A 25,936-nucleotide genomic window follows, 5' to 3' on the forward strand; every position below is an offset into this window, starting at 1 on the left:
AGGAGATTTGGTCACAATCTCAAGACCTTTTTTTTTAAATAGGCGAAAGAGGATAAGGGAAGGTGGAATCATGCTGCTTACAAGCTGGCTTTTATTTTTTATTTTTGCGTTAGCTGCTTTTAGGCTCACTCGTTTAATTGTTTATGATAAAATTACAGCCTTTTTGCGAAGACCATTTATTGATGAATTAGAGATTACGGAGCCGGATGGAAGTGTATCAACGTTTACAAAAGTGAAAGGTAAAGGATTAAGAAAGTGGATTGGCGAATTGTTAAGCTGTTATTGGTGTACAGGTGTATGGGTTAGTGCTTTTTTATTAGTCTTATATAATTGGATTCCTATCGTTGCAGAACCGTTACTTGCATTATTAGCCATTGCAGGAGCAGCAGCAATCATTGAAACGATTACAGGATATTTTATGGGAGAATAATATATTTTCATAATAAGAGAAAAAGCGGAGTTTAAAAGAATGAGGGAACGGAAATAAAGAGTTGTTCATATAGTAAATAGACAGAATTGACAGTAGAGGAGATGTTTGCTGTGAGCAATAATCCAAGGCAAAATTCATATGACCTGCAGCAGTGGTATCATATACAGCAACAACACCAAGCACAACAACAGGCATATCAAGAACAATTACAACAACAAGGATTTGTGAAGAAAAAGGGATGCAATTGTGGGAAAAAGAAGAACACAATAAAACAATATGAAGAATGAAACACTCATGCTACTGTGAGTGTTTTTTATTATATATAAAAAGCGGTATTTCTGTATTAGAAATACCGCTTTTTACTAGCTAATTTGTGCAACTGTTAATGCTGCAGCACGAATGTCTACAGTTCCAATTAACTGAACTGGCACAATTTGAATTAAGTCACCAGGATTTAAGTTAATAAGAATAACACCGCTGGATACGTCTACTTCACCAGTACCAATAACGTTAGAACGAACTGCTGTACCTGATCCAGGAATAATGTTAGCTGGTGTATTTAATGATAAGAAGAAACGACCAGCTTCTGGTGCAACAGGTGAGTTATCAAGACTAATTGTTAATGTATAACTGATTTGATAAATACCAGCTCGTAGAATTCGAATGCCATCTCCGACACTTACTGTATCATTTATTACAGGAACAGTAATATTTGGGTTTGGACTTACGCTAGGTAATAATAGTGGTGTAAATAGTGAAGCAAACTGAGGTGCAGACGCGTTGAAAGCAAAACCAAAGGCAGGTAGTGTACTAGCTGGCTTCGCCTCGCAATCGATTTTAGTAAATTCGCAATCAGAAGAGAACATGTTTTTCACTCCTTTATCTGTTTCTACTTTCAGTTAATGAAAAGGACAGGTTCTATGTTCTAGACAAGTTCCCAATTTTAAGAAATTTACATAAGAATACTCGTTAAGCATGGATTGGGTGGCAGAATTATCTGCCACCCAATCCATGCTTAACTCATTATTTAGTTTTAAATAGAAACATCGCGTAAGCATTGAATAGCGCAGAAGCAACTTAAATCAACAGTAATGCAAGTGGAGGTTGATATTAGTCTTGCATTTGGTACAGCTAAAAACGTACAGATTGGGTCGTCACCAGGTGGTACAGCGGTACCATCACCTAAAACTACAGTTAATACACGCAATACAGCACAGTCATCATCATCTATACTTTCTACGCGGAAAATAGGAGATCTGCAGCTAGTAAGGCTTGAAGATGGTGCAAATGCTTCAAAAGGTTCTCCAGTTTTTGTGTATAAAATAAAAGGACGTGTATTCGCTACTGATGCATTGTTATGTGCACCTAAAAATGGAACTTCGCAACCAGATCCACATGTTGTCGTTGCACATTCTTGTAGTTCATGTATAAAACGAACAACATTCGATACACAGTTGAAATCACACTCATGTTGATGATCTTCATTACAATTGCAGCTCATTATGTTCACTCCTTCTCGTGAGTTCTGACATACACTATTACAATATGAGTGGAATATGGCTGATATTACGTTAATTCTCACGATAAAAACAAGGAATTTATATAGGAGGGATGTACATAACGTGATATAAAAAAAGACATCCTTATTTAGTGGATGTCTTTTCAGGTAAATCTTTTCGCACAGTATATAAAAAACGAGATATATCTAATTTCTTTCCTCTGAAAAATTGCGGAGAAGAAATATAAAGTTCTTCTTTCGCACGTGTAATGGCGACATACAGTAATCGGCGTTCTTCTTCTAACGCTTCAGAAGTTTCCGTAACACGATCATTTGCATCTTTTAAAGAAGAAGTGTGGGGCAGGATTCCATCACTCGCTCCAAGTAAAAAGACACATGGAAATTCAAGGCCTTTTGCGTTATGGATTGACATAAGTGAAACGGCATCTTTTTGCGGCCTTGTTTTTAATGCTTCCATTTCTTTTTGACCTTGAATCGCCTCGTCAATAAATTGTAAATAAGCTGGAATATCGGTGAAACGAGTTGCAGACTCCAGTAATTCTTCCAACATTTCTTCTTGTATGTCTTTATGCATCGTAAAGGAAGAACGATCGTTACTTTGTAAGTACTCTAAATATTTTCCTTTACCATGAATGATTTCTTTTAATGCTTTTTTCGGTTCTAATTCTTTAATAAACTTAATAAAATCGATGCGCTCATTTACCTTTTTCACTTGAAAAGGTTTTAAGCTTGGATTTAATAGTAAGAAATGAAGAAGAGAAGGGAAGCGCCCCTCACCATATTTCCATTGTTCACGTTCAATAAATGAAATACAATCATCACGTCCGATATACATCGTCGGCAATATGTTTGAAAGTGATTCTAGTCGAAACGGCTCAATCACGAGTCTTAAATGATCTAATACAGGCTTAATTAAAGAATGTTCATAAAATGATTGGCTCGCCCCGTGTTTAATAAACGGGATTTTATGAATGGTAAGCTGATCAAGTAACGAACGACTTACAGAATGTGTGCGATACAGTAAACAAAAATCTTTATAGTTTCGGTCACCGCTATCTACTTTTTCTTGAATGAGCTGCAAAATTTGATTTGCTTCATCAAGAGTCGTAGCAGGTCTTGCATAAAAAGGTTGTACACCTTCCTCACGAACAGAGTATAGCTCTTTATCAAAACGTTCTTGATTTAATTTTATAACTTCATTTCCAAGCCCGACGATAAAGGGATTGGATCGATAATTCGTATTTAGTGCAATGATTGTTGTGTTATCAAATTCTTTTGGAAAAGATAAAATAATTTGGTGACTTGCTCCTCGCCAGCCGTATATCGCCTGGTCGTCATCACCTGCGATAAATAAATTATTTCTTGGCGTGGCTAACAATTTTACGATTTCATATTGTGCATACGATGTATCTTGAAACTCATCTACTTCAATGTAGTGAAACCGTTGTTGTAATTGAGTTAGTAAAGGAGCATTATTTTCTAACATGTAATATGTTTCCAATAAGATGTCATCGAAATCAATATAATTGTATCGTTGTTTTACCTCTTCAAAACGTTCATATACTTCTTTAAATTCTTGTTCCACTGGTGTTTTCGCTTTTACATCTTTCGGACGATTTAATTTGTTTTTCTCAAGTGAAATCATCGCGAGCATCGTTTCCGCATCATAATCGTCTTTTAAACGCAATTCTTTTAAGATTTTCTTTATCATAATTTGTTTATGTTTTTCATTTGCTAAAATTTGCTGATTATAACCTTGACTACGAAGTAATTTTAAGAAAACAGAGTGGAATGTACCAGCAACAACGTAGCTACTTGCTGCATGATTCATACCTGGTAACTTCGCAACACGACTTCGGATTTCTTCAGCTGCTTTTTGTGTAAATGTAAGTAATAAAATATTTCGTGGATGAACTTGTTTTACATTTACTAAATAACCAACGCGAGTTGTTAAAACCGATGTTTTCCCGCTTCCAGCACCAGCTAGTGTAAGAACAGGACCTTCTGTTGTGCGCACGGCTTCTAATTGTTTTTCGTTTAAAAAAACATTTTGTTGTTCAAGAGCGCGGAAATAAGCCGCGTCTACATCTTCTTCCATAATTAAATGGGTAGATGTTTTCGGAATATGATATGTCGCACGCGGAATATCAGCGTGTGTTAACGATTTTTGTGAAAATTTTTCTTGTGTCATATGTTCACCTTCAAAACTATAGCATCAACATTTAACTTTAGCGGAAGAAAAAGAAAATAGCAATGTAAAAAAACAGGAGGGGTCACCTCCTGTTTTCAAATTACAATTTTTTTATCATTACAACGTGCGGGATATTTGCTTCCATAAATACATCAGAACTTGTTACATATCCAAGTTTTTTATAGAAATCTTCAGCATGTGTTTGAGCGTGAAGTTTCAATTTTGGTAGCGAATTTTCTTTTGCATACGCTTCAAGAGAACCCATAACAATTTTTCCAATCCCTTTTTTGCGATGGGAATTTAGCACGCAAATGCGTTCCATTTTTCCTATACCATCAAGGATGCGAAAACGTCCAGCACCAACTGGAACATCATTGTCATATATAACAACGTGTGTTGAAGTTTCTTCAAACTCATCGTACTCTTCTTCAGCAGAGACACGTTGTTCATTTACAAACACTTGTTTACGTACAGAGAATGCATCTCTTAGTTGTTCGTCCGTTTGTACAATCTGTGCGTGCAAATTAGTTGTTCCCCTTTCCAAGACGGAATGTTTCGTGTACAGTCCATGTTCCATTTTCTAATTGATATAGAAGATGGAAACGATCAATTGGTTGTTCGTAATAGAAATCTTTCATACGTAATCGGCCCAACACATCAGCATGCTCTGCATCTGATAAGCCTTGTCCGATTGTTAAATGAGGTACGAAAGCATATTCGCGTTCTTGCGTGAATAACCCGCTATGCATTTCTTCATTTAAGAAAGTAAGTTCAGGTGTTTTTTCTACTTTAAAGTAAAGGACGTTATTAACAGGTGCGAAAGAACCAACTTTCCCAACATGAAGGGTGAAAGGGTTCGTTTTACTTGCGATTGTATGTAACTCGTTTACAATCGACTCTAATTGTTCATCTTGCGCCTCAAAGGGTGTTTTCAATGTAATATGTGGCGGAACTAATGCGTAGTGCGGGTCATAACGTTTACGCAATCCGTTCGCTTTATCTTGAATCATTTTAGATGGAAAAATTACAATGCCTAATTTCATGTTCCAATTCCTCCCTTTGTAAGTCTAGTTAGATTTTGAGATAAATAAATCTCTTTATCTATTATATCAAATTATTCTGAATACTGCTCTCTATTATTTCATTGATAGAATATGAGAGAAGGCTTTCGGTAAATCAGTCTGCCAATATTTCCAAGTATGATTGCCTTCAAATTCCTCGTAATGCGTGATGAAGTTTCTATCTGTAAGAAGCGTATTTAACTCACGGTTCGGCCCTACGAAATCAGATACTTGTCCATCAGTACGCTTTACAGCCGTTTCTTCTGTACCGATGACGTGATACAGTTCTAACGCCTGTGGATCTTTGAATTCTTTTGCTAAGTTCATCACTGTCTCATCCACAAATGGTGATTGCATAACGACTTTACCGAATGTATGCGGATACATAAGTGCAGTCATAAAGGAAACTGTTCCGCCAAGAGAATCACCAATTAAAACACGACCTTTTCCCATTTGGTACGTTGGATAATTTTCATCAATATATGGTGCAAGTTCATGAGCAAGGAAACGAATATATGCAGCATTTTTTACTTCATTTGGGAAATATTTTTCTTTACGATCATGTACATTTTTATATGGAATACCGACAATAATTGTACGGTCAATTTCTTCGGTTTCACGAAGGCGCTCAATTACACGGTGCGCTTTACCGAGCTGAAAATAATCTCTACCATCTTGTGCAATTACAACTGTATGTTTGTGCAGTGGTGTGTAATTTACTGGTAAATAAACGAGAAGTGTAACATCTTCTTGAAGTGATGCGCTATAAAATGAAATTTCTTCAATTCTCCCTATTGTTTGACTCATGTAGATCCCCCTAAATAAAAATTTACTGTAACGATTGTAAGAGCGACGCTTGTAGTGAAAAGGAAAGAAATATTCACTAATTGGTGCCTTAATTTCTATTTTACCATAATGGTACGAAGAATCTAAAAAATTAGTATTTAAGTTGCGAAAGAAAACGGATATAATGAAGTGGGATTTTTGACAGGTGAGAGGGGAGACAGGATTTGAAACAAGAAAAATCAATCGCACTACCATTAGCAATTTCTATAATTGCCATTTCCTTTGCAGCAGTTTTTGTAAAGATGTCCTCAGCACCATCTTCAATATTAAGTATGTACCGCTTATGGATTATCGTACTTATTATGCTGCCTATCGTATGGAAAAAAAGAGAGGAATTTAATAGGATTCAAATGAAAGATTGGGGCTTTTTAATTGGATCTGGTTTCTTTTTAGCACTGCATTTTCTTTTATGGTTTGAATCTTTAAAGCATACAACAGTTGCTAGTTCAACAATTATTTTGGCACTTCAACCAATCGTATCTTTAGTTGGAGGTTTTTTTCTATTTAAAGAAAGAACAACATATTCAGCCATTGCAACGATGGGAATCGCTATTTTAGGAGTAATGTGCATTGGTTGGGGAGATTTAGGTTTAAGTAAGCAAGCAATTTATGGTGACATATTATCCTTTCTAAGTGTAATAGCGGTTGTCGGTTATTTATTTATCGGGCAAACGACAGTGAAGAAAGTATCGCACTGGATTTATAGCTTTACAGTCTTTGCGTTCGCAGGTCTTTTTATGGGGATTTATAATGTTATATTACAAGTACCCTTTACAGGTTATACGAAGTGGGATTGGACTGTTTTTCTTTTACTTGCGGTTGTGCCGACAGTGTCACATGTAATTAATAACTGGCTATTAAATTATGTAAATGCAACGACAATTTCAATGAGTATTTTAGGAGAACCTGTTGGAGCATCTATACTTGCGTTCTTCTTACTTGGAGAAAAATTAAATGCAATGCAAATGATCGGTAGCATGCTCGTATTGTTTGGTGTATCTGTTTTCTTAATGCAGCAACAAAAGCGAACAGCAAAAAATGTCGTAAACGAGCCAGTGTATACACAGGAATTATAGTGTTAGGGGAGAAAAGAGAAGTTATGATACTTCTCTTTTTGTTTTATAGAAATGCGGGCGTAGAAGGGGGAGGAAAATGGAAGAGATATTAAAGAAGTATATGAATAGATTTACAACACTAAGTGAAGAAGAGCAGCAAATGATCCTCAGGGAATTACAAATTGAAGAATATAAAAAAGGAACAGTGCTCCTAAGACAAGGAAATGTTCCGTTAAAATGTTATTTTGTATTAAAAGGATGCGTTAGGCAACATAGTATAGATGAAGCAGGGAAAGAAGTTACATCAAATTTTTATACAGAAGAACAGGCAATTTCGAATTTCAACCATCATAAACAAGATAAATCTTCATCATATACGTTAACGTGTTTAGAAGATTGTACTGTAGTTGTTGGTGATCTACATAGTGAAAAGGACATGTATAATAAGTATTCACAATTAGAAGAAATGACGCGTAAAATGATCGAGTACAATTTCGGTGAAGTACAAGATGAACTTGCTGTATTTATCTCATCGACACCAGAAGAGCGATATAAAACATTGTTACGAAAACGCCCGTATTTAATTCATCGCGTTCCACAATATCAGCTAGCAAGCTATCTTGGCATGACACCAGAATCATTAAGTAGAATTAAGAAACGGCTTAATTAGAGTGTTTACCACCTTTCAATAGTAGCCATATCGCAAGTCCTAATTCACCTGCAATCATAGGTAATTGGAATAGTGATTGTATGAGTGAAATCATTGTATCGTATTGTGTAAACATTGTATTCATGACGTGAATTAGCATATAACCGGTAGCAGCAATGAACAGCAGTATACTAATAAACTTTGGTATCTGTTTAGAGAGAAAAGCTACATAGCCTAAAACGAAAAGATGCAATCCAAAAATGATCAATCCTACAGACCAAATGTATTCGAATGCACTGAGAAACAACATTGTATATGTTTCTGGATTTGCAATTGTATTTTTTGAAAGCAATAATGCCAATATTAGATTGAATATAGCAATCCCAAGTATAGCTGTATACATAAGACGAAGCAAAGCGGCTAGTAATGAGAGGCTAGTATGAATTGGTTTTAGAAAGAAATAAAGAGCCCACGCAGCGACAATATCAGTGATAAAAATGATAATCCACCCAAAAACTTCCGCTTTGAAAAGTGAATTTGAAGTTTGGATATTATGGAATGTTGTACTCGCATCTCCTTGTATAACGAGGTTTCCATGAACAAAACCGTAAGAGAAAAATGCAATGAATGCCATAACAAGAAGAGATGTGCTAGCAAATAAGGCGTACTTTCGTTCAGTCATAATATGTCCTCCTTTTCTAATATTGTTTTCATTGTAATAGGGAAGAGGAGGAGATTCATTGACTTAAATCAAGACGGGGAAAGTTTAGTAGAATTTCCATCAAAAAAAATGTATGGTTATATCCAATTTTTTATTAACCTTGTAAAAAGTAAAAACTAAAATATTGAAATCAAGTAAAAGAGTGGCTACGAAGCCACTCTTTTACTTTGGATTTGTCATATAAGGTTGTACATGAATGACACATAGGTCACGAAATTTGCCTTCAGCAGTTGTGACAATTACGACTGCTTTACCTGCACTTTTTCCAGTAATCGTTACGGTGTCACCTTTTGGATATATGGTGATGATATCAGAATTCATATTTGACCAAATAAGCTCTTTATTCGTTGCTTGTATTGGTAAAATGGAAGCTGATAACACAATGTTTTGTCCCGTTTTTATTTTTAATTTATGTTTTTCCATATGAACACCGATGACTGAAATAACAGAAGGAGCAATTGAAATTTTAGGCGGGTTAGGTTGCATGTTTAAACAAGACGCAGAAGTATTTGTGATAGGTGAAAATTTTCGTGTTTGTTGTTGCTGGAAAGCTGCTAACATGTTGGAGTCCCCTTTCTGTATAAGTGCTGATACTCATACTATAAAGGAGTAGTGTTATGTTAAATTTAACGAAACATAAAGAATTTGTTAAATTTGATAAGAAGATTGTCGAACTGTAAAAAATCTCTGCTGTTATGATAACAGCAGAGATTTTTTTATAAATTATGACGATGTTGTTTTTCGAAATCCTCAAATTGCTCTTCAACTTCTTTTGAAGGTTGTGTTAGTAAACTAACAATTACGATGGCTAGTAAACTAATAGCGAAACCTGGAATCATTTCATATAAGAAATCTTTTAAGAATTTGAATTGAGTCCATATAATAACAGTAGCGGCACCAGAAATCATACCGGCAAGTGCGCCCCATTTCGTCATACGTTTCCAATATAAGCTTAATAAAATAGCAGGTCCAAATGAAGAACCGAACCCAGCCCAAGCGTATCCAACAAGAGCTAAAATTGTATCATTTTGTTTAAACGCTAAAGCGCATCCAACTAATGCAATAACAAGTACAGCCATACGACCGACAAATACAAGCTCTTTATCAGAGGCAGAGCGTTTAAAGAATGTACGATATAAGTCTTCCGTTACTGCACTTGAAGTAACAAGTAACTGAGATGAGATTGTACTCATAATCGCTGCTAAAATAGCGGCTAATAAGAATCCAGTAATAAGTGGATGGAATAAAATTTTTCCTAGTTCAAGGAAAATTGTTTCTGGGTTAGATAATGTTAACTCTTGTTGTGAATAGTAAGCAATACCGATAAGACCAGTAAACATAGCTCCGACAACAGAGAAAATCATCCAGCTCATACCAATTCTTCGTGCGCTTTTCAATTCTTTTACGGACGAAATCGCCATAAAGCGTACGATAATATGAGGTTGTCCAACATAACCAAGCCCCCATGCGAATAAAGAAATCATTCCTAAAGTAGAGGCCCCTTTAAAAATATCTAAACGTGTTGGATCTACAGAGCGGATTGTATCAAATGCAGGTCCAAGTCCATTCGAATTCATAATTGTTACGATAGGAACAAGAATAAGAGCGACTACCATAATGATTCCTTGCACGAAGTCTGTCCAACTTACTGCTAAGAACCCACCAAATAATGTGTAAGCTACAACAACGCCTGCAACAATGAATAATCCAACGTGGTAGTTCATACCAAATGAATTTTCAAATAATACAGCGCCTGAAACTAATCCTGAAGCTACATAGAAAGTAAAGAAAATCATAATAACAAGTCCAGATACTAAACGTAGCATATGAGATTTGTCGTGGAAACGGTGTTCCAAAAATTCTGGAATAGTAATAGAGTTATTTGCAATTTCTGAGTAGGTACGTAAGCGAGGAGCAACATAAAGCCAGTTTGCGTATGCGCCTAGTGTTAGGCCGATCGCAATCCAACTACTACTTAATCCAACGCTAAACATTGCACCTGGTAATCCCATTAAAAGCCAACCACTCATATCGGATGCTCCAGCACTTAATGCCGTTACTGCGGGGCCTAGTGTACGCCCGCCAAGCATATAATCTGTTAAGTTGGACGTTCGTTTATAGGCGAAATAGCCGATTACTAACATCCCGAGCATGTAAATAGAGATTGAAGTTAAAGTTAACATCTGCGTACTCATGAAGTTCCCCTTCCTTTTGTCATGTCTTTTGATGCGTTAATACCTGATTGATTCAACTAATAATCAGTGGGGATGAACACCCCCCACTGATTAAAGTTTCACTTTATAATCTATCATGATTATTCTGAAAAATCCATATAGAAATATGAATTTTCAGAAATGTAAGCGTTTTTTGATGTCATTTTACTTTTTTAATATATAATATTCATACAAAAAACCTTATTTTTAATAGAGTATTTATTATATTTACATAAAAAGAGGTTGTTTTGTCAATATAATATTGAAAGGAAAGAAAAATAAAATTTTTGAAAAAGTATTGACTTGTGAAAAAAGTCAGGTCTATAATGAGTGCAACTTAAAAAAATGCAAGCGTTGATGAAGAAGAGTACACATGATGAACATGTCAGAGAGCTGATGGTTGGTGCGAATCAGTATGGAATTGATGTGGAATGGGCTTCGGAGCTTCCAAACCGAAACGAAAGAAGTAGGCTTTGGCGACATGATCTCATCGATACAAGAGACACGTATTGTTTTTGATACGGTAAAGTGCGTTACATTTGTAACGAATTAAGGTGGCACCACGGGAGTACCCGTCCTTTCTATAGGATGAGTACTCCCTTTTTGTGTATAAAAAATTAAATAAATGAAATCGTTTAAGTAAGAAGAGTACGTATATTGGAGACGTTACAGAGAGCCGGGAATAGGTGGGAGCCCGGTACGGTGCCATATACGGAATGGGCTTACGAGAGGTATGCTGAACAATTTTTTTCAGTAGGCAACCCGGGTTCCGCCGTTACAAGGATAAGGTATAAATTTTGTACCTGAACAAAGCGGGATGCTTTTGCATCCAACACGAGGTGGTACCGCGGTATATTTATCGTCCTCTACATATTTTCGATATGTAGAGGACTTTTTTATTTTTCAGGGCGAGGTGAAGGACATGATGACGAAAGAAGAATTTATAAAACAAAAAAGAGAGAGAAAGACATTTTTAGTAATTACTGAAGAAGAAGGAGATAGCATTACGCCAATTTCTTTATATAGACGTATGAAAGGGAAGAAGAAATTCTTATTAGAAAGTTCACAGCTTCATCAAGATAAAGGGCGTTATTCTTACTTAGGATGTAATCCTTATGGAGAAGTGAAAAGCGTTGGTACGGAAGTGGAACGAACGATTTACGGCCGGGCAGAAAAGTTACAGGGTAACGTACTGCAAGTGTTAGAAGAAGTAATCGCACCATCACAAGTAGACAGTCCATTTCCATTTTGCGGAGGAGCAGTTGGTTATATTGGATATGATGTCATTCGGCAGTATGAAAACATTGGAGCGGATTTACACGACCCATTAAATATTCCGGAAGTACACCTTTTACTATATCGTGAGTTTATCGTTTACGATCATTTACGCCAAAAGTTGTCGTTTGTATATGTATGCAGGGAAGATGATTCAACAGATTATGAGGAAGTATACGAAAGGATACGAGTATACAAAGAGAAAGTGCTACAAGGAGAAGAAGCTGAAGTAAATACAATACAATCCCCATTATCATTTACTTCTTCTATAACGGAAAAAGAGTTTTGTGAGATGGTAGAAATGGCGAAAGAATATATAAGAGCAGGAGACATATTCCAAGTTGTACTGTCACAGCGTTTACAAAGTGAATGTATTGGTGATCCATTCGCGTTATATCGAAAACTTCGAATTGCAAATCCATCACCATATATGTTCTATATCGATTTTCAAGATTATGTTGTACTCGGTTCTTCGCCGGAAAGTTTACTATCAGTAAGGGAGGATAAAGTGATGACGAATCCAATTGCTGGTACAAGGCCGAGGGGGAAAACGAAGAGGGAAGATGAGGAAATCGCAAAAGAACTGTTAGGCAATGAGAAAGAGCGAGCAGAGCATATGATGCTTGTAGATCTTGGGCGAAACGATATTGGTAGAGTGAGTGAAATCGGCTCGATTACGATAGATAAATATATGAAAGTAGAAAAATATTCTCACGTTATGCACATTGTATCCGAAGTTTACGGAACATTGCAAAAACAAATGGGCGGATTTGATGCGTTAGCGTATTGCTTACCAGCAGGGACGGTTTCTGGAGCTCCGAAAATTAGAGCGATGGAAATTATAAATGAACTAGAGAATGAAAAAAGAAATGTATACGCTGGTGCAGTTGGATACGTTAGTTTTTCAGGAAATCTTGATATGGCGCTCGCCATTCGAACGATGGTCGTAAAGGATGAAAAAGCATACGTTCAGGCAGGAGCAGGAGTCGTTTACGATTCAGATCCAGTAGCTGAATATGAAGAAACATTAAATAAAGCGAGAGCGCTTTTGGAGGTAATGAAATGATTGTACTTATCGATAATTACGATTCGTTCACATATAACTTGTATCAACTGTTAGGCGAACATGAAGAAGAAATTGTAGTTGTAAGAAATGATGAAATAACGATAGAACAGTTAGAAGAGGTGAATCCAAGAGGAATTGTACTTTCACCAGGACCAGGAAAACCAGAGGATGCTGGCATTTGTATCGACGTCATCCGTCATTTTTATAAGAACGTTCCCATATTAGGGATTTGTCTTGGCCACCAAGCGATCATAGCTGCATTTGGAGGAGAGATTGTTAGAGCAGAATGTATTAAACATGGAAAAACATCGCGTGTGAAACATAACGGAACGTCAATCTTTTCATACGCTACACAGCCGCTAACGGCAATGCGCTATCATTCCCTTGTTGCAGAGCAAACGAGCTTGCCAGAGTGTTTTGACATATTAGCGACAGCGATGGACGACGGAGAGATAATGGCAGTCCGTCACAATTATTATCCGCTCTTCGGATTACAGTTTCATCCGGAATCAATCGCAACAGAAGAAGGCGGAAAGTTAATACGTGCCTTTTTAACAGAAATAAAAGAGGAGGAAAGAGTATGAATAACTATCTTCGTAAATTAGTGGAGGGTCAACATTTAACAGAAGAGGAAATGTATAAAGCAGGACTACTTTTATTAAGTGAAAACATATTAGAAAGTGAAATTGCAGCTTTCTTAGTCTTACTGAAAGCGAAAGGTGAAACTGCAGAAGAAATATACGGTCTCGTTCGAGCTCTTCGCGAAAAGGCATTGCCGTTTTCGAACCATATACAAGGAGCAATGGACAATTGCGGGACGGGTGGTGACGGTGCTCAAACGTTTAATATTAGCACAACATCAGCATTCGTACTGGCAGGAGCAGGTGTAAAGGTTGCAAAACATGGTAATCGTGCTGTTTCTAGTAAAACAGGAAGTGCAGACTTATTAGAAGAACTAGGTGTAAATATTAGTAGTACGCCAAACGAAATTGATTATTTACTAGAGCATGTGGGCATTGCATTTTTATTTGCACCAGTGATGCATCCAGCACTAAGGCGCATTATGAAAATAAGAAAAGAGTTAAACGTGCCGACGATCTTTAATTTAATTGGTCCTTTAACAAATCCAGTGAATTTAGAAACACAATTTGTCGGTATTTATAAACGAGATATGTTATTACCAGTTGCAGAAGTATTACAAAAGTTAGGCCGGAAACAAGCGCTTGTCGTAAATGGAAGTGGTTTTTTAGATGAAGCGTCATTACAAGGGGAAAATCACGTAGTCCTTTTAAAAGATAATGAAATAGTAGAAATGAGTATTGATCCAGAAAAGTATGGTTTTTCAAGAGTGAAAAATGAAGAAATTAGAGGGGGGAATTCAAAAGAAAATGCAAAGATTACGCTTGAAGTATTGAGCGGAGAAAAGAGTGTTTATCGTGATACCGTTTTATTAAATGCAGGTCTAGCTCTTTTCGCAAATGGAAAAACGGAAACGATTGAAGAAGGAATTAAACTCGCGGCACATAGCATTGACTCTGGAAAAGCATTAACCAAATTAAACTTATTAATTGCAGCAAGCAACGAAAAATTAGAAAGGGTGAACTAAAGTGGGGACGATTTTAGATAAAATTGTAGAACAGAAGAAAAAGGAAGTTGCGGAGTTATATGAAATATATACACCAGTAAAAACAAAAAGAAAGACACATTCACTTGTAGAAGCGTTACAGCAGTTTACTGTCATTGCAGAAGTAAAGCGAGCATCACCATCAAAAGGAGATATCAATTTACACGTTGACGTACGAAAACAAGTGGGAACATATGAGAAATGTGGTGCAGGAGCAGTATCTGTTTTAACAGATGGTCAATTTTTTAAAGGATCGTTTCACGATTTACAAACAGCAAGAGAAGAAAGTAACATTCCGCTTTTATGTAAAGATTTCATAATTGATAAGATTCAAATCGATAGAGCGTATGAAGCGGGAGCAGATATTATTTTACTAATTGTAGCAGCGTTAACGAAAGAGAAGTTAAAAGAGTTGTATAGCTACGTGTTAGAAAAAGGATTGGAAGCGATTGTTGAAGTTCATGATGAACAGGAATTAGAAACTGCGATTGTATTAAATCCGCACGTTATTGGCATTAATAATCGTAATTTAAAAACGTTCGAAGTAGATTTAAGCCAAACTGAAAAGCTTGGAAAAAGATTGAATGAGGAGAAATTATTTTGGATTAGTGAGAGTGGCATTCATTCAAAAGAAGATATTATCCGTGTTAAAAGAGCTGGAGCCAAAGGTGTATTAGTTGGAGAGGCACTTATGACATCATCTTCTATTAGTAATTTTTTTGAAGATTGTAAGGTGAATATATGAAAGTGAAAATTTGCGGCATCACTGATATGGAAACAGCAAAACGTGCTTGCGAATACGGAGCAGATGCACTCGGATTTGTTTTTGCAGAAAGTAAGCGGAAAATCACTCCAAAGAGAGCGGAAGAAATCATTCAGGAGCTTCCAGCCAACGTGTTAAAAATCGGTGTTTTCGTAAATGAATCAGTAGAAGTGATCCAGAAAATTGCAGATGAGTGCGGGTTAACACATGTACAACTACATGGGGATGAAGACAATTATCAAATTAGAAGATTGAATATTCCGTCTATAAAATCGCTAGGAGTAACTTCAGAGAGTGATATGAAAAACGCTCAAAGGTATGAAACGGATTATATATTATTTGATAGCCCGAAAGAAAAGTTTCATGGAGGAAATGGAAAGACATTTTCATGGGAACTACTTGGGCATATGCCAAAAGAATTGCGAAAGAAAACGATATTAGCTGGTGGATTAAACGCTCTTAATATAGAAGAAGCAATTCGCACTGTTCGGCCATACATGGTCGATGTGAGCAGTGGAGTAGAGACAGAAGGAAAGAAAGATGTAGAGAAAATAAAACAATTTATTATAAAAGCGAAGGAGTGTTCCAAATGAACTACGCATATCCAGATGAAAAAGGACATTACGGTATATACGGAGGACGATATGTTCCAGAAACGTTAATGCAATCTGTACTAGAACTAGAAGAAGCATATAAAGAAGCGATGCAAGATGAAGCATTTCAAAAGGAATTAAATCATTATTTAAAAACGTACGTCGGAAGAGAAACACCGCTATATTATGCTGAAAATATGACGAAGTATTGCGGTGGTGCAAAGATTTATTTAAAACGTGAAGATTTGAATCATACAGGAGCTCATAAAATTAACAATACAATCGGTCAGGCACTACTTGCAGTGCGAATGGGCAAGAAAAAAGTTGTCGCTGAAACAGGAGCTGGACAACACGGAGTTGCAACAGCTACTGTATGTGCTCTTCTCGGATTAGAATGCGTCATTTTTATGGGAGAAGAAGATGTAAGACGTCAAAAATTAAATGTGTTCCGAATGGAATTACTCGGAGCGAAAGTAGAAAGTGTAGCGGCAGGTAGCGGTACATTAAAAGATGCGGTAAACGAGGCGCTTCGTTACTGGGTTTCACATGTGCATGATACGCACTACATTATGGGATCTGTTCTCGGACCACATCCATTCCCGCAAATTGTCCGTGATTTCCAAAGTGTAATTGGAAATGAAACGAAAAAACAATATGAGGCGTTAGAAGGAAAGTTACCAGAAGCAGTCGTTGCTTGTATTGGCGGTGGTAGTAATGCGATGGGGATGTTTTATCCGTTCGTACACGATGAAGAAGTTGCTCTTTACGGCGTAGAAGCAGCTGGAAAAGGCGTTCATACAGAAAAGCATGCAGCAACTTTAACGAAAGGAAGCGTTGGCGTTCTCCACGGATCAATGATGTATCTTCTGCAAAACGAAGAAGGACAAATTCAAGAAGCACACTCTATTTCAGCAGGACTTGATTATCCAGGTGTTGGTCCAGAACATAGCTTGCTAAAAGATATTGGCCGCGTTTCCTATCATTCGATAACAGACGAAGAAGCATTAGAAGCATTTCAATTATTAACGAAAAAAGAAGGCATTATCCCGGCGTTAGAAAGCTCGCATGCTGTCGCATACGCATTAAAATTAGCGCCGCAAATGAAGAAAGATGAAGGGCTTGTCATTTGTTTATCTGGCCGCGGTGATAAAGATGTAGAGAGTATAAAACGTTATATGGAAGAGGTGTAAAAAATGGGAGTAGAAAAAATTAAAGCAGCGTTTGAAAATGGCAAGAAAGCATTTATTCCGTACGTAATGGGCGGAGATGGTGGCCTTGAAAAATTAAAAGAAAGAATTCGTTTTCTTGATGAAGCAGGAGCAAGCATCGTTGAAATTGGTATTCCGTTTTCAGATCCAGTTGCAGATGGCCCAACGATTCAAAGAGCAGGGAAACGAGCGCTAGATAGCGGCGTAACATTAAAAGGCATTTTTCAAGCGTTAGCAGAGGTAAGGAAAGAAGTACAAATACCTTTTGTTCTTATGACATATTTAAATCCGGTACTTGCATTCGGAAAAGAGAGATTCATTGAGAACTGTATAGAAGCAGGTGTAGACGGCATCATCGTTCCAGACTTACCGTATGAAGAACAAAATATTATTGCGCCGTTACTTCGAGAGGTAAACATTGCGCTCATCCCACTGGTTACCGTAACGAGTCCTATTGAAAGAATTGAAAAAATTACGAGTGAATCAGAAGGGTTCGTTTATGCTGTTACAGTAGCGGGCGTAACGGGAGTACGTCAAAACTTTAAAGAGGAGATTCATAGTTACTTAGAAAAAGTAAAATCACACGTCAACTTACCAGTAGTCGCTGGATTCGGCATCTCAACAAAAGAACATGTAGAAGAAATGGTTACAATATGCGACGGAGTTGTCGTTGGAAGTAAGGTCATTGAGCTTTTAGAAAATGAAAAGCGAGAAGAAATATGTGAATTAATATATGCAACAAAACAAAAAGAAGAGGCATAGTCTCTTCTTTTTGTTTTGCGTAATAAGTGTTAAAATATACAGAAAATACATATAATTCAGAGGGGGAGAAGGCATGCTAAGACGTAAATTACTATATCTATTTTTAACTGTACCATTATACGCTTGGCTCATTAGCATGACGAAAATAGAGTTAATGGCTCTATTTTTAGGGTATGTATTCATCTTTTCCAACTTAAATCGCATTCAAGAACAGTCTATTTTAGAAATATGTCTATTTTCGATTAGTATAGAATTATTTAGTATCGTTTCGATTGTATTATTAAACGAATTATTTCTACGGATTCATTCATTTACATTAATGAAATTTTGGAATATTATATTGCAAGCAATATGTACTTACATTGTGTTTGTTGTGTTGAAAGAAATAGTCGGAAAGCAGACAGTTTTTCAGGATAATAGAAAATGGGAGTGAATGAAAAGGAGCCGTTTGGTTCCTTTTTTGAATCTGTTTTAAAAACAATTGAAAATTATAGCATCTGTTATATAATAGTTAAAAATTGTATTTTAAACGAAATGAGATGATAACATGGCCATATTGTTGGCACTTATCCCAATTATGATGATTTTCATTTGTTTATTTTTATTTAAACAAACGTCATTAAGGTCCTCGTTAATTTCTTATGCTGTGTCTGTTGGAATCGTTTTACTCTCGCCAACGTTTCAATTAGGGATAAGTGAAACTGTACACGCAACGATTAAAGGATGGTTAATTTGTTTTATTGTCGGGTACGTTTTATTTTTCGGTATTTTTTTATTTCACCTCATGAACAAAATGGGGTACATCGATCAAGTAGCACGTTTTCTAGAAGAAGTTACTCAGGATCGCTTATTACAAATGCTGCTTATGTGTTTTGGCATTTGCCCGCTTATTGAATCAGTAAGTGGATTCGGTATCGGCTTCATGGTTGCAGCACCTATTTTTCTTTCACTAGGATATAAACCATTTCAAGCTGTACTACTCTCATTCATCGGCTTACTAGCTAGTTCATGGGGCGCAATGGCAACTGGTACGATTATCGGTTCGCAGCTAATAAATATGCCTCTTACAACACTTGGCACAAATACAGCGCTATTAAGTATTCCGATGTTTGCTTACTTCGTTATTCTTTCTTTACACGTTGTTGGCGGCTGGCAAGCGGTTATAGAAAAGTGGAAAGAAGGAGTAGGATTCTTTCTATTATTTTCTCTCGGAATCTATCTTTCTAATGCATACGTAAGTGTTGAACTAGCCGGGATATTAAGTTCTATCGTTACGATTACCTTTGGCTTTCTTATCATTAAATTAAAAGGAAAAAGTGGGCAAAATCTTATAACAGAGCATGCGGCTGCAACGGAGAGAGAAGTATCCATTATAAAAATTATTAGCCCTTATATATTTCTAACAGTTTGTATTTTACTTTCTCGCCTCGTTCCAGCATTACATGATTTGTTCAGATCATATGCGGTTCTTGATTTGAAATCATACTCTTACAAACTAGAGTTACTATATTCACCAGGATTTTGGCTCGGTATGACTTGCTTATTTACTATTATTTTCTTCCGCATCCCGTCTAATATTATTAAACAATCACTCTCACAAACGATCAAACAATGGATTCCTTTTGCGATTACGACGACAATGTTTATCGCCATTTCAGAACTAATGGGTGCATCAGGCATGCATTCATTACTCGCAAAGACAGCTGGTGATACATTTGGAACATTTTTCGTTTTCGTTGCGCCGTTTATTGGCGCTATTGGTGGATTTTTAACAGGTAGTAACGCAGGATCAAATGCAATGTTTATAAAACTACAAATGCAAACCGCACAAAACGTAGCACTCCCGTGGCAATATGTCACAACACTTCAAAACACCGCATCATCAGTAGCGACAATCGCTTGTCCATCACGGATTACACTAGGTGCTTACTTATGTAATATCCCTTACCGTGAAAATGAACTATTAAAGAAGACGACGTTAATGATTTTTGGTGCGGTTTTGCTTGTAGTGGTAGAGGTTATTGTTTGGTATATGTTGAGAAATTAAAAATCCTCCTAATATAGGAGGATTTTTTTTATGAGTGGATAATGATTTAAATATGAATAGCTTCTACTAGATGAATGGGAGATGAAATGTATGACCCTAAAAAACTACGGTGTGTTAAAAGGTACAGTTATACAATCAGAGATTGGAAAAGGGAAAACACCTCATTATCAAGTTCATTTACAGGGCGAGACAGGAGTAGATTATCGTATTGCAATTAACGTAAAGTCACAAAGTTATCCATCAGAAGTTTTATATTTTGCGAGTAACAATATTAAGTCAGAGGCGATTCATATTTTACCGACATTACCATTCGGTTTTACAGAAATAAAAAACAATGAACCGAAAGTAGCTTTAGATTATATAAGAGGAAATCTATTTGACTCAAATCAAATGATTCCTTTACCTCCCGAAAAAGCAGGAGCAGATAATGATTTAAATGAAAAAATAGAACGTTATATAAAACGAGCGATAGAAGAAAAAGCAATTATTTACGCATTTGGTGAAAGATGGGGACCAGAAGAAAATACACCAGATTCCTATTTTCATTTCAAACCAGGAAACGGTATACATGATATTCATATGAATCAAGGGAATGTAGAAAAATGGCAAGGTGATGATGGCATATGGCAAGACGGAGGAATACTTATTCACTTTGAAAAGGAAGAAGAATGGATTGGTATCTTTCTGGCATTCCAATCACAGTCATGGTGTACCGATGAAGAAGGGCATGCTCGTGTGCCTGTTGAGCATTGTGATTATAAGGGGAATATAAAATAAGAAGAGGGAGTTCAAAAAGAACGCCCTCTTCTTATTTTATAAAACGAAAAACTAACAAGTGTAGAAATACAAGAGAAAAGCAGTGCTACACTAGAAAACGCAATGAGATACATATTATATTTCATAACCTGTCCAATTAGCTGGTTACTGTCGTATTGGAACAGTCCCGCTATGATGTTGAATAAAAATAAAACGATAAACATGACGATAACTCCGTCTATTGATCCTTTAATGTCTGGTTTACTTAAAGCGATATGTGCGGAAATGCAAATGGCGATAAATAAAAATAACCAAAAGGAAGGATTCAATAAATTACCGATTGTAAATAAGCTTTTCAATAATACAAACGTCGACAAGAGCATGTTTTGGATCATTTCTATATTAATAGAAGTAGAAGCAATCGTTTTTTCGAGAGTTGTATTAAATAAAAAATATGATTCTGGTACGAAATAGCGCATTAAAAGGATTAGTGCAGTAATACCAGAAATAATAGGCCCAATGCCGATGAAGAAATTCCCAATTCGTTGATACACACTTTTTTGATTGTATTGATGTTGTACGTAACCTAAAGCCCCTTGACTTGTATCTGTTGGGAAGAACTGAGTCGCCACAATTTTATGACGGAACAGTACGCACATAATGGCATGTCCAAGTTCATGAATCGGAACACCGATCCAAGCCGTTAATAGGAATCCTTTTCTTCCAAAAGCTCTCGACCAATACATGCGTGTGAGAGATTCTAAATAGCCTAATAGAAATCCAATTACAATGATAACGCCAATTAAAGATAATAATTGGATTACGCTTGTAAGGAGTATTTGAAAAATTGAGTTTACCAATTCCATTGCCAGTCATCCAATCTGTTAAAAATATTATTTATTCTGTTTCATAATAGCATTTTTTTTCAAGATTACTAGCACATATATTTTCTTTCGGAAGAAGGATTTCAGAATCTTTTTCTTGTAGTCATGTTTTATGTCCAAAGTCATATATTGAACTTGTAACACCCTATATGGTATATGCTTAAGGAGGGATAAGAGAATGAAATGTCCGTCATGTCATACAGAAAATGCAGCGGAGGCAAAGTTTTGCGGGAATTGTGGACATTCGTTAACGGAAGAAGTAGTGGCAAGTAGTGGCCAAGAAGAAGGGCCGGAACAAGCACGTGCGGCACAAGCAAAGGAAGCTCTGCCAAATGAAACGGTAGAGCAAGCGAAGCGGTTCGCGAGCGGCTATTTTCAATTTTTTAAACATGCATTACAAGCACCGACAGCGATTATGAAAAGCGGCGCTATTGAAGTGCGAAATGGAATTGTAAGCCTTGTTCTTATTTGTTTTTTAGGAGCATGTATTTTTTATAGAATGATGAGTGCAGCATCAGCAGTTACGAGAACATTTGCACCAGATATATCTACTCCCACGTTTTTTGGAGAATCTATAACGGTCTTTTTCTTTTTATTAATTTTAACTTTATTTGTCGGATTTATTATTTTTGTAAGTGGTAAGATGATGAAATCGTCTTTTTCGTTTCTTGAAGTATTTGGTATATGGGGAACGATAGCGACGCCGACTATTGTCATATTAGTCCTTTCTTTTCTTTTTAGTTTCTTATTAATCTTTTTCTTACCTATATTATTATCCGTAGCTGCAACTTATATAGGGATTAGTATAACTGTAGCCGTATTAAAGCTAGACAATGGCGGATTAGATCTTGTTTACACACTTATTATTGCAAATGTTTTAATTGGAATTGCAACGTTCATGGTACTTTGGTCTTACATTAGTACGATAATTCAAGCCTTAACAAAGGGAATAACTGGCTTCTAATGAAAAGGTGGTTGACTGAATGAATGTATGTACAAAGTGCGGAGCTCAGTTTGAAGATGGTGTGCAATTTTGTCAAAACTGCGGGTCGAAGAGGGGACGTCCTGTAGTAAAGAAGAACATGAGCGGTGGTACAAAAGTTGGCATTACACTGTTAGCACTATTTGTTATAGTGATTATTGGATTGTATTTGTACGGAGCATCGTATTATACGCAGGTGGCACAAGTAGACCGGATGATTACGATTTTACAAGAGAGGGACGGAGAGAAATTAGCTGAGATCGTTACGGCAGATGATCCATCGGTTATGATAACGAGAGAGAGTTTAACGCCTCTATTTTCATATATAAAAGAAAATCCATCTTACGTAAATGAATTAAAAGGATATTTGAGACAAGGTGAAAAACAACGGGACGGAATAGAAAGAGCTGATTTTTCATTAACGAAAGACGGAAAGTATTTCTTTATATTTGATCGATATAAATTGAAAGCGAAGACGTACTATACAACTTTGCTTACAAATGAAAAAGGCGTATCGTTAAAAATGAACGGAAAAGAAATTGATAAGACAGATGACAAAAAGTTTGAGAAGCAATATGGGCCATTTCTTCCGGGAAATCAAGTGTTTCAATCAGATTATAAAAATGACTATGTAAAATTATCTCGTGAGGAAAAGGTTGTACTTATGAAACAAAGCCAAAATAACGTAACGATAGATTTAACGTTGCAAGTTCAATATATTACAGTTCAAACGAACGCGCCTGGTGCAACATTGTACGTAAATCAAAAACCGGTTACAGCGCTGGCAGGAGAAGAAATTACATGGGGGCCTGTAGCGACTGATGGAAGTGCGACGATTTATTTAGAACGAAATGGAGAAAGTGGACGGGAAACGACACAAGTAGAGACGGTAACGGCACTTTTGTCTTATAATCTTCCATTCCAAAAGAAAAATACGGAAAAAACAGTTGTTTATAATGTTACTCCAACGCCCGCGACTGGGTATGTATATAATGGTTTCATCTTTCCTGATAGTGATATTCGAAAATTAACGAGCGCAGATTTAACATATTTATCGAAAGAGCAGTTGAAAATTGCTAGAAATGAAATATATGCAAGGCATGGACATATTTTTCAAACGAAAGATATGCAAGCGTATTTTGCAAAACAGTCTTGGTATAGAGAAAACCCTTATTTTACAGGAACGTTAACAGATATCGAAACTTATAATATTGAACTAATCAAATCAAGAGAATAGAACACATGAAAAAAGGTACAGTGCATAACTGTACCTTTTTTATGGTTTTTTATCTGAACCAGGATCCCTTGAGAAAAAGATATGAAAGAGAAATGTGACTTTACTTGCTCCTCCTGATGTACTTGCTTGCACATCAGATAAACCATTAGATGTTAAAACACCTTCAGAATGAGGGGGTACGACTATTTTGAGATTATCATCTGATTCTGATGATGCAGTAACTGTTATTGTATCATCAGATAAGTTCAAAATTTTTACAGTGCCGATTGGTAAGATGGACTTGCCAGCGTGTGATGCTGAAGCGAAGCGAGAGCCTTTCCAAATCGTTTGTGGGAAAGTCTCATCATTAGATAACCAAGCACGAGCACTATAGATGGTTGCGTTAATAGAGAATTCTTGATCAAGCGACAAGGCGGGTTTTGGTTCTTTCGGTTCCTCTGGAGTTTGAGCGAGAAGGCCGGCGCACATGTATGTTTCACCTACTTTCAATTGTGACTGTTATAGCATATTAAACATATTGTTTATAAGACACGACAGTTACCTATTCAAGCATAGGTTTGTGCACAAAATTTGAAGATGAAATTCTCTTTCTTTACAATAGAAGTAGGTGTTATTTCTATAAAATATGGAAAACGTAAAGAGTATGTAAAAAAGAAGGAGTGGTAAAGTGAACTATGTCATTATTGGCGGAGATGCAGCTGGTATGAGTGCAGCTATGCAAATTGTTAGAAACGATGAAAATGCAAATGTTGTAACTTTAGAAAAAGGTGAAATTTATTCATACGCTCAGTGTGGATTACCGTATGTCATTAGTGGTGCTATCACTTCAACTGAAAAGTTAATCGCGCGTAACGTAAAGACGTTTCGTGAGAAATATGGAATTGATGCAAAAGTGCGTCATGAAGTAACGAAAGTAGATACGGAAAAGAAAATGGTGTACGCAGAGCATACGAAGACGAAAGATGTCTTTGAATTTCCGTACGATCGATTATTAATTGCGACTGGAGTGCGTCCTGTTATGCCAGAATGGGAAGGACGGGAATTACAAGGCGTTCATCTTTTAAAAACAATTCCTGATGCTGAGCGCATATTAAAAACGCTAGAAACGAATAAAGTTGAAGATGTAACGATTATTGGCGGTGGCGCAATCGGACTGGAGATGGCAGAAACATTCGTCGAACTTGGTAAGAAAGTAAGAATGATTGAGCGAAATGATCATATCGGTACGATTTATGATGCAGATATGGCAGAGTACATACATAAAGAAGCAGATAAGCATCATATTGAAATTTTAACGAATGAAAATGTAAAAGCGTTTAAAGGGAATGAACGAGTAGAAGCAATTGAAACGGATAAAGGTACGTATAAAGCAGATCTTGTTTTAGTGTCGGTAGGAGTGAAGCCAAATACTGATTTTCTTGAAGGGACAAATATACGTAAGAATCATAAAGGGGCAATTGAAGTAAATGCATATATGCAAACGAATGTGCAAGACGTATATGCAGCTGGTGATTGCGCAACACATTACCACGTTATAAAGGAAATTCATGATCATATCCCGCTCGGAACGACTGCCAATAAACAAGGGCGACTTGCTGGACTGAATATGCTTGATAAACGAAGAGCCTTTAAAGGTACGTTAGGTACAGGTATTATTAAATTTATGGATTTGACGCTTGCAAGAACAGGATTAAATGAAAAAGAAGCGAAAGGGCTACACATCCCGTATAAAACAGTCAAAGTAGATTCGACTAATATGGCGGGCTATTATCCAAATGCAAAACCACTTTACTTGAAATTACTATACCGTTCTGACACGAAACAATTATTAGGCGGACAAGTAATTGGAGAAGAAGGTGTAGATAAACGGATTGATGTAATCGCAATGGCACTCTTCAATAAAATGAGCATTCACGATTTAGAAGATGTCGACTTAAGTTATGCCCCACCATATAACAGCGTTTGGGATCCAATTCAGCAAGCGGCAAGGAGAGCGGAATAGCACTTTTTAAAGTGCTATTTTTTTGTTAAAGAGGAATTATCATTTTTGTCGA

General features: G+C 36.5%; 28 protein-coding genes and 2 other annotated features. Of the genes, 17 read left to right on the plus strand and 11 right to left on the minus strand.

The genetic code is table 11. The features are described from left to right. The first annotated feature begins 70 nt into the window (after positions 1–70). On the plus strand, positions 71–430 hold the full coding sequence (locus MR112_RS00145; protein ID WP_242244700.1) for a DUF1360 domain-containing protein: 360 nt from the start codon (positions 71–73) through the stop codon (positions 428–430). A gap of 101 nt (positions 431–531) precedes the next feature. Next, complete coding sequence (locus MR112_RS00150; RefSeq protein WP_029948404.1) at positions 532–717, plus strand: hypothetical protein; 186 nt, start codon at positions 532–534, stop codon at positions 715–717. Positions 718–792: 75 nt separating this feature from the next. Here the strand turns inward: MR112_RS00150 and exsF are convergent, their stop codons facing one another. The 6 genes from exsF to MR112_RS00180 form a co-directional block, all read right to left on the minus strand. Beyond that, on the minus strand, positions 793–1,296 hold the full coding sequence (gene exsF / locus MR112_RS00155; protein ID WP_000492939.1) for an exosporium protein ExsF: 504 nt from the start codon (positions 1,294–1,296) through the stop codon (positions 793–795). Positions 1,297–1,463: 167 nt separating this feature from the next. Continuing rightward, positions 1,464–1,931 (minus strand): spore coat protein CotY, encoded by a 468-nt coding sequence (cotY, locus tag MR112_RS00160; protein ID WP_001277719.1) that lies wholly within the window; start codon positions 1,929–1,931, stop codon positions 1,464–1,466. A gap of 142 nt (positions 1,932–2,073) precedes the next feature. Next, entirely contained in the window at positions 2,074–4,140 is a 2,067-nt protein-coding gene (locus MR112_RS00165; protein ID WP_242244701.1) for an ATP-dependent helicase, read from the minus strand. Between the two features lie 100 nt (positions 4,141–4,240). After that, positions 4,241–4,663 (minus strand): GNAT family N-acetyltransferase, encoded by a 423-nt coding sequence (locus MR112_RS00170; protein ID WP_242244702.1) that lies wholly within the window; start codon positions 4,661–4,663, stop codon positions 4,241–4,243. Between the two features lies 1 nt (position 4,664). Then, entirely contained in the window at positions 4,665–5,183 is a 519-nt protein-coding gene (locus tag MR112_RS00175; protein WP_000765863.1) for a YjcG family protein, read from the minus strand. 93 nt (positions 5,184–5,276) lie between these two features. After that, complete coding sequence (locus tag MR112_RS00180; protein WP_000084013.1) at positions 5,277–6,008, minus strand: alpha/beta hydrolase; 732 nt, start codon at positions 6,006–6,008, stop codon at positions 5,277–5,279. Between the two features lie 203 nt (positions 6,009–6,211). Here MR112_RS00180 and MR112_RS00185 point away from each other — a divergent pair, with 203 nt between their 5' ends. Together MR112_RS00185 and MR112_RS00190 are read left to right on the plus strand one after the other, a co-directional pair. Continuing rightward, positions 6,212–7,123, plus strand: a complete 912-nt coding sequence (locus tag MR112_RS00185) for a DMT family transporter (protein ID WP_000806941.1) — start codon at positions 6,212–6,214, stop codon at positions 7,121–7,123. Positions 7,124–7,199: 76 nt separating this feature from the next. Then, on the plus strand, positions 7,200–7,772 hold the full coding sequence (locus MR112_RS00190; RefSeq protein WP_070757200.1) for a Crp/Fnr family transcriptional regulator: 573 nt from the start codon (positions 7,200–7,202) through the stop codon (positions 7,770–7,772). Here the strand turns inward: MR112_RS00190 and MR112_RS00195 are convergent. The 3 genes from MR112_RS00195 to putP form a co-directional block, all read right to left on the minus strand. Continuing rightward, a complete protein-coding gene (locus tag MR112_RS00195; protein ID WP_000140099.1) occupies positions 7,765–8,433 on the minus strand; it encodes a DUF4386 domain-containing protein in 669 nt (222 codons plus the stop codon). The genes MR112_RS00190 and MR112_RS00195 overlap by 8 nt on opposite strands. A gap of 201 nt (positions 8,434–8,634) precedes the next feature. Further along, the gene (locus tag MR112_RS00200) at positions 8,635–9,033 is read right to left on the minus strand and encodes an Ig-like domain-containing protein (RefSeq protein WP_000878734.1); all 399 of its coding nucleotides are present in this window, start codon (positions 9,031–9,033) and stop codon (positions 8,635–8,637) included. Positions 9,034–9,188: 155 nt separating this feature from the next. Then, positions 9,189–10,667, minus strand: coding sequence for a sodium/proline symporter PutP (putP, locus tag MR112_RS00205; RefSeq protein WP_000107210.1), 1,479 nt, complete (start codon positions 10,665–10,667; stop codon positions 9,189–9,191). Between the two features lie 363 nt (positions 10,668–11,030). Next, positions 11,031–11,268, plus strand: a binding site (T-box leader). 42 nt (positions 11,269–11,310) lie between these two features. Next, positions 11,311–11,555, plus strand: a binding site (T-box leader). Positions 11,556–11,607: 52 nt separating this feature from the next. On the opposite strand from putP, the gene trpE reads away from it, so the two are divergent. From trpE to MR112_RS00255, 10 genes are all read left to right on the plus strand, one after another. Further along, positions 11,608–13,026, plus strand: a complete 1,419-nt coding sequence (trpE, locus tag MR112_RS00210) for an anthranilate synthase component I (protein ID WP_134266226.1) — start codon at positions 11,608–11,610, stop codon at positions 13,024–13,026. Beyond that, positions 13,023–13,610 carry an aminodeoxychorismate/anthranilate synthase component II gene (locus MR112_RS00215; protein WP_242244703.1) on the plus strand — a complete coding sequence of 196 codons (588 nt, stop codon included), beginning with the start codon at positions 13,023–13,025 and terminating at the stop codon, positions 13,608–13,610. Before trpE ends, MR112_RS00215 begins: the two co-directional genes overlap by 4 nt. After that, a complete protein-coding gene (trpD, locus tag MR112_RS00220) occupies positions 13,607–14,632 on the plus strand; it encodes an anthranilate phosphoribosyltransferase (RefSeq protein WP_001067365.1) in 1,026 nt (341 codons plus the stop codon). Before MR112_RS00215 ends, trpD begins: the two co-directional genes overlap by 4 nt. Position 14,633: 1 nt before the next feature. Continuing rightward, positions 14,634–15,395, plus strand: a complete 762-nt coding sequence (gene trpC / locus MR112_RS00225; protein ID WP_000536697.1) for an indole-3-glycerol phosphate synthase TrpC — start codon at positions 14,634–14,636, stop codon at positions 15,393–15,395. After that, the gene (locus tag MR112_RS00230; protein WP_000865121.1) at positions 15,392–16,006 is read left to right on the plus strand and encodes a phosphoribosylanthranilate isomerase; all 615 of its coding nucleotides are present in this window, start codon (positions 15,392–15,394) and stop codon (positions 16,004–16,006) included. The genes trpC and MR112_RS00230 overlap by 4 nt, the downstream gene beginning before the upstream one ends. Next, positions 16,003–17,196: a tryptophan synthase subunit beta gene (trpB, locus tag MR112_RS00235; RefSeq protein WP_016124290.1), complete on the plus strand. Its 1,194-nt coding sequence runs from the start codon at positions 16,003–16,005 to the stop codon at positions 17,194–17,196. Before MR112_RS00230 ends, trpB begins: the two co-directional genes overlap by 4 nt. A 3-nt stretch (positions 17,197–17,199) precedes the next feature. Then, positions 17,200–17,976: a tryptophan synthase subunit alpha gene (gene trpA / locus MR112_RS00240; protein ID WP_000537823.1), complete on the plus strand. Its 777-nt coding sequence runs from the start codon at positions 17,200–17,202 to the stop codon at positions 17,974–17,976. 73 nt (positions 17,977–18,049) lie between these two features. After that, on the plus strand, positions 18,050–18,409 hold the full coding sequence (locus tag MR112_RS00245) for a DUF4029 domain-containing protein (protein WP_000946131.1): 360 nt from the start codon (positions 18,050–18,052) through the stop codon (positions 18,407–18,409). Between the two features lie 114 nt (positions 18,410–18,523). Continuing rightward, positions 18,524–20,023, plus strand: coding sequence for an L-lactate permease (locus MR112_RS00250; RefSeq protein WP_000996262.1), 1,500 nt, complete (start codon positions 18,524–18,526; stop codon positions 20,021–20,023). A gap of 90 nt (positions 20,024–20,113) precedes the next feature. Beyond that, positions 20,114–20,800, plus strand: a complete 687-nt coding sequence (locus tag MR112_RS00255) for a DUF2278 family protein (protein WP_000172949.1) — start codon at positions 20,114–20,116, stop codon at positions 20,798–20,800. A gap of 11 nt (positions 20,801–20,811) precedes the next feature. On the opposite strand, the gene MR112_RS00260 is transcribed toward MR112_RS00255, so the two are convergent. Further along, entirely contained in the window at positions 20,812–21,645 is an 834-nt protein-coding gene (locus MR112_RS00260; RefSeq protein ID WP_033695718.1) for a hypothetical protein, read from the minus strand. 196 nt (positions 21,646–21,841) lie between these two features. Between MR112_RS00260 and MR112_RS00265 the strand changes: the two genes are divergently transcribed. After that, positions 21,842–22,627 carry a zinc-ribbon domain-containing protein gene (locus MR112_RS00265; RefSeq protein ID WP_242244704.1) on the plus strand — a complete coding sequence of 262 codons (786 nt, stop codon included), beginning with the start codon at positions 21,842–21,844 and terminating at the stop codon, positions 22,625–22,627. Positions 22,628–22,646: 19 nt separating this feature from the next. Continuing rightward, complete coding sequence (locus MR112_RS00270) at positions 22,647–23,882, plus strand: TcaA 3rd/4th domain-containing protein (RefSeq protein WP_242244705.1); 1,236 nt, start codon at positions 22,647–22,649, stop codon at positions 23,880–23,882. A gap of 39 nt (positions 23,883–23,921) precedes the next feature. On the opposite strand, the gene MR112_RS00275 is transcribed toward MR112_RS00270, so the two are convergent. Then, a complete protein-coding gene (locus tag MR112_RS00275) occupies positions 23,922–24,350 on the minus strand; it encodes a hypothetical protein (RefSeq protein ID WP_000332414.1) in 429 nt (142 codons plus the stop codon). Positions 24,351–24,549: 199 nt separating this feature from the next. Between MR112_RS00275 and MR112_RS00280 the strand changes: the two genes are divergently transcribed. Next, the gene (locus tag MR112_RS00280; protein ID WP_226369048.1) at positions 24,550–25,884 is read left to right on the plus strand and encodes a CoA-disulfide reductase; all 1,335 of its coding nucleotides are present in this window, start codon (positions 24,550–24,552) and stop codon (positions 25,882–25,884) included. The last annotated feature ends 52 nt before the right edge of the window (positions 25,885–25,936 follow it).

Origin of the sequence: Bacillus cereus group sp. BfR-BA-01330 (assembly GCF_022663885.1) — a bacterium.
GTDB classification, from domain to species: Bacteria; Bacillota; Bacilli; order Bacillales; family Bacillaceae_G; genus Bacillus_A; species Bacillus_A cereus.

Excerpts from the sequence above, each read along its gene's own strand:
- MR112_RS00145 (WP_242244700.1), top strand. The coding sequence starts at position 71 with ATGCTGCTTACAAGCTGGCTTTTATTTTTTATTTTTGCGTTAGCTGCT.
- MR112_RS00150 (WP_029948404.1), top strand. The coding sequence starts at position 532 with ATGTTTGCTGTGAGCAATAATCCAAGGCAAAATTCATATGACCTGCAG.
- exsF (WP_000492939.1), bottom strand. The coding sequence starts at position 1,296 with ATGTTCTCTTCTGATTGCGAATTTACTAAAATCGATTGCGAGGCGAAG.
- cotY (WP_001277719.1), bottom strand. The coding sequence starts at position 1,931 with ATGAGCTGCAATTGTAATGAAGATCATCAACATGAGTGTGATTTCAAC.
- MR112_RS00165 (WP_242244701.1), bottom strand. The coding sequence starts at position 4,140 with ATGACACAAGAAAAATTTTCACAAAAATCGTTAACACACGCTGATATT.
- MR112_RS00175 (WP_000765863.1), bottom strand. The coding sequence starts at position 5,183 with ATGAAATTAGGCATTGTAATTTTTCCATCTAAAATGATTCAAGATAAA.
- MR112_RS00180 (WP_000084013.1), bottom strand. The coding sequence starts at position 6,008 with ATGAGTCAAACAATAGGGAGAATTGAAGAAATTTCATTTTATAGCGCA.
- MR112_RS00190 (WP_070757200.1), top strand. The coding sequence starts at position 7,200 with ATGGAAGAGATATTAAAGAAGTATATGAATAGATTTACAACACTAAGT.
- MR112_RS00195 (WP_000140099.1), bottom strand. The coding sequence starts at position 8,433 with ATGACTGAACGAAAGTACGCCTTATTTGCTAGCACATCTCTTCTTGTT.
- MR112_RS00200 (WP_000878734.1), bottom strand. The coding sequence starts at position 9,033 with ATGTTAGCAGCTTTCCAGCAACAACAAACACGAAAATTTTCACCTATC.
- putP (WP_000107210.1), bottom strand. The coding sequence starts at position 10,667 with ATGAGTACGCAGATGTTAACTTTAACTTCAATCTCTATTTACATGCTC.
- trpE (WP_134266226.1), top strand. The coding sequence starts at position 11,608 with ATGATGACGAAAGAAGAATTTATAAAACAAAAAAGAGAGAGAAAGACA.
- MR112_RS00215 (WP_242244703.1), top strand. The coding sequence starts at position 13,023 with ATGATTGTACTTATCGATAATTACGATTCGTTCACATATAACTTGTAT.
- trpD (WP_001067365.1), top strand. The coding sequence starts at position 13,607 with ATGAATAACTATCTTCGTAAATTAGTGGAGGGTCAACATTTAACAGAA.
- MR112_RS00230 (WP_000865121.1), top strand. The coding sequence starts at position 15,392 with ATGAAAGTGAAAATTTGCGGCATCACTGATATGGAAACAGCAAAACGT.
- trpB (WP_016124290.1), top strand. The coding sequence starts at position 16,003 with ATGAACTACGCATATCCAGATGAAAAAGGACATTACGGTATATACGGA.
- trpA (WP_000537823.1), top strand. The coding sequence starts at position 17,200 with ATGGGAGTAGAAAAAATTAAAGCAGCGTTTGAAAATGGCAAGAAAGCA.
- MR112_RS00245 (WP_000946131.1), top strand. The coding sequence starts at position 18,050 with ATGCTAAGACGTAAATTACTATATCTATTTTTAACTGTACCATTATAC.
- MR112_RS00250 (WP_000996262.1), top strand. The coding sequence starts at position 18,524 with ATGGCCATATTGTTGGCACTTATCCCAATTATGATGATTTTCATTTGT.
- MR112_RS00255 (WP_000172949.1), top strand. The coding sequence starts at position 20,114 with ATGACCCTAAAAAACTACGGTGTGTTAAAAGGTACAGTTATACAATCA.
- MR112_RS00260 (WP_033695718.1), bottom strand. The coding sequence starts at position 21,645 with ATGGAATTGGTAAACTCAATTTTTCAAATACTCCTTACAAGCGTAATC.
- MR112_RS00265 (WP_242244704.1), top strand. The coding sequence starts at position 21,842 with ATGAAATGTCCGTCATGTCATACAGAAAATGCAGCGGAGGCAAAGTTT.
- MR112_RS00270 (WP_242244705.1), top strand. The coding sequence starts at position 22,647 with ATGAATGTATGTACAAAGTGCGGAGCTCAGTTTGAAGATGGTGTGCAA.
- MR112_RS00275 (WP_000332414.1), bottom strand. The coding sequence starts at position 24,350 with ATGTGCGCCGGCCTTCTCGCTCAAACTCCAGAGGAACCGAAAGAACCA.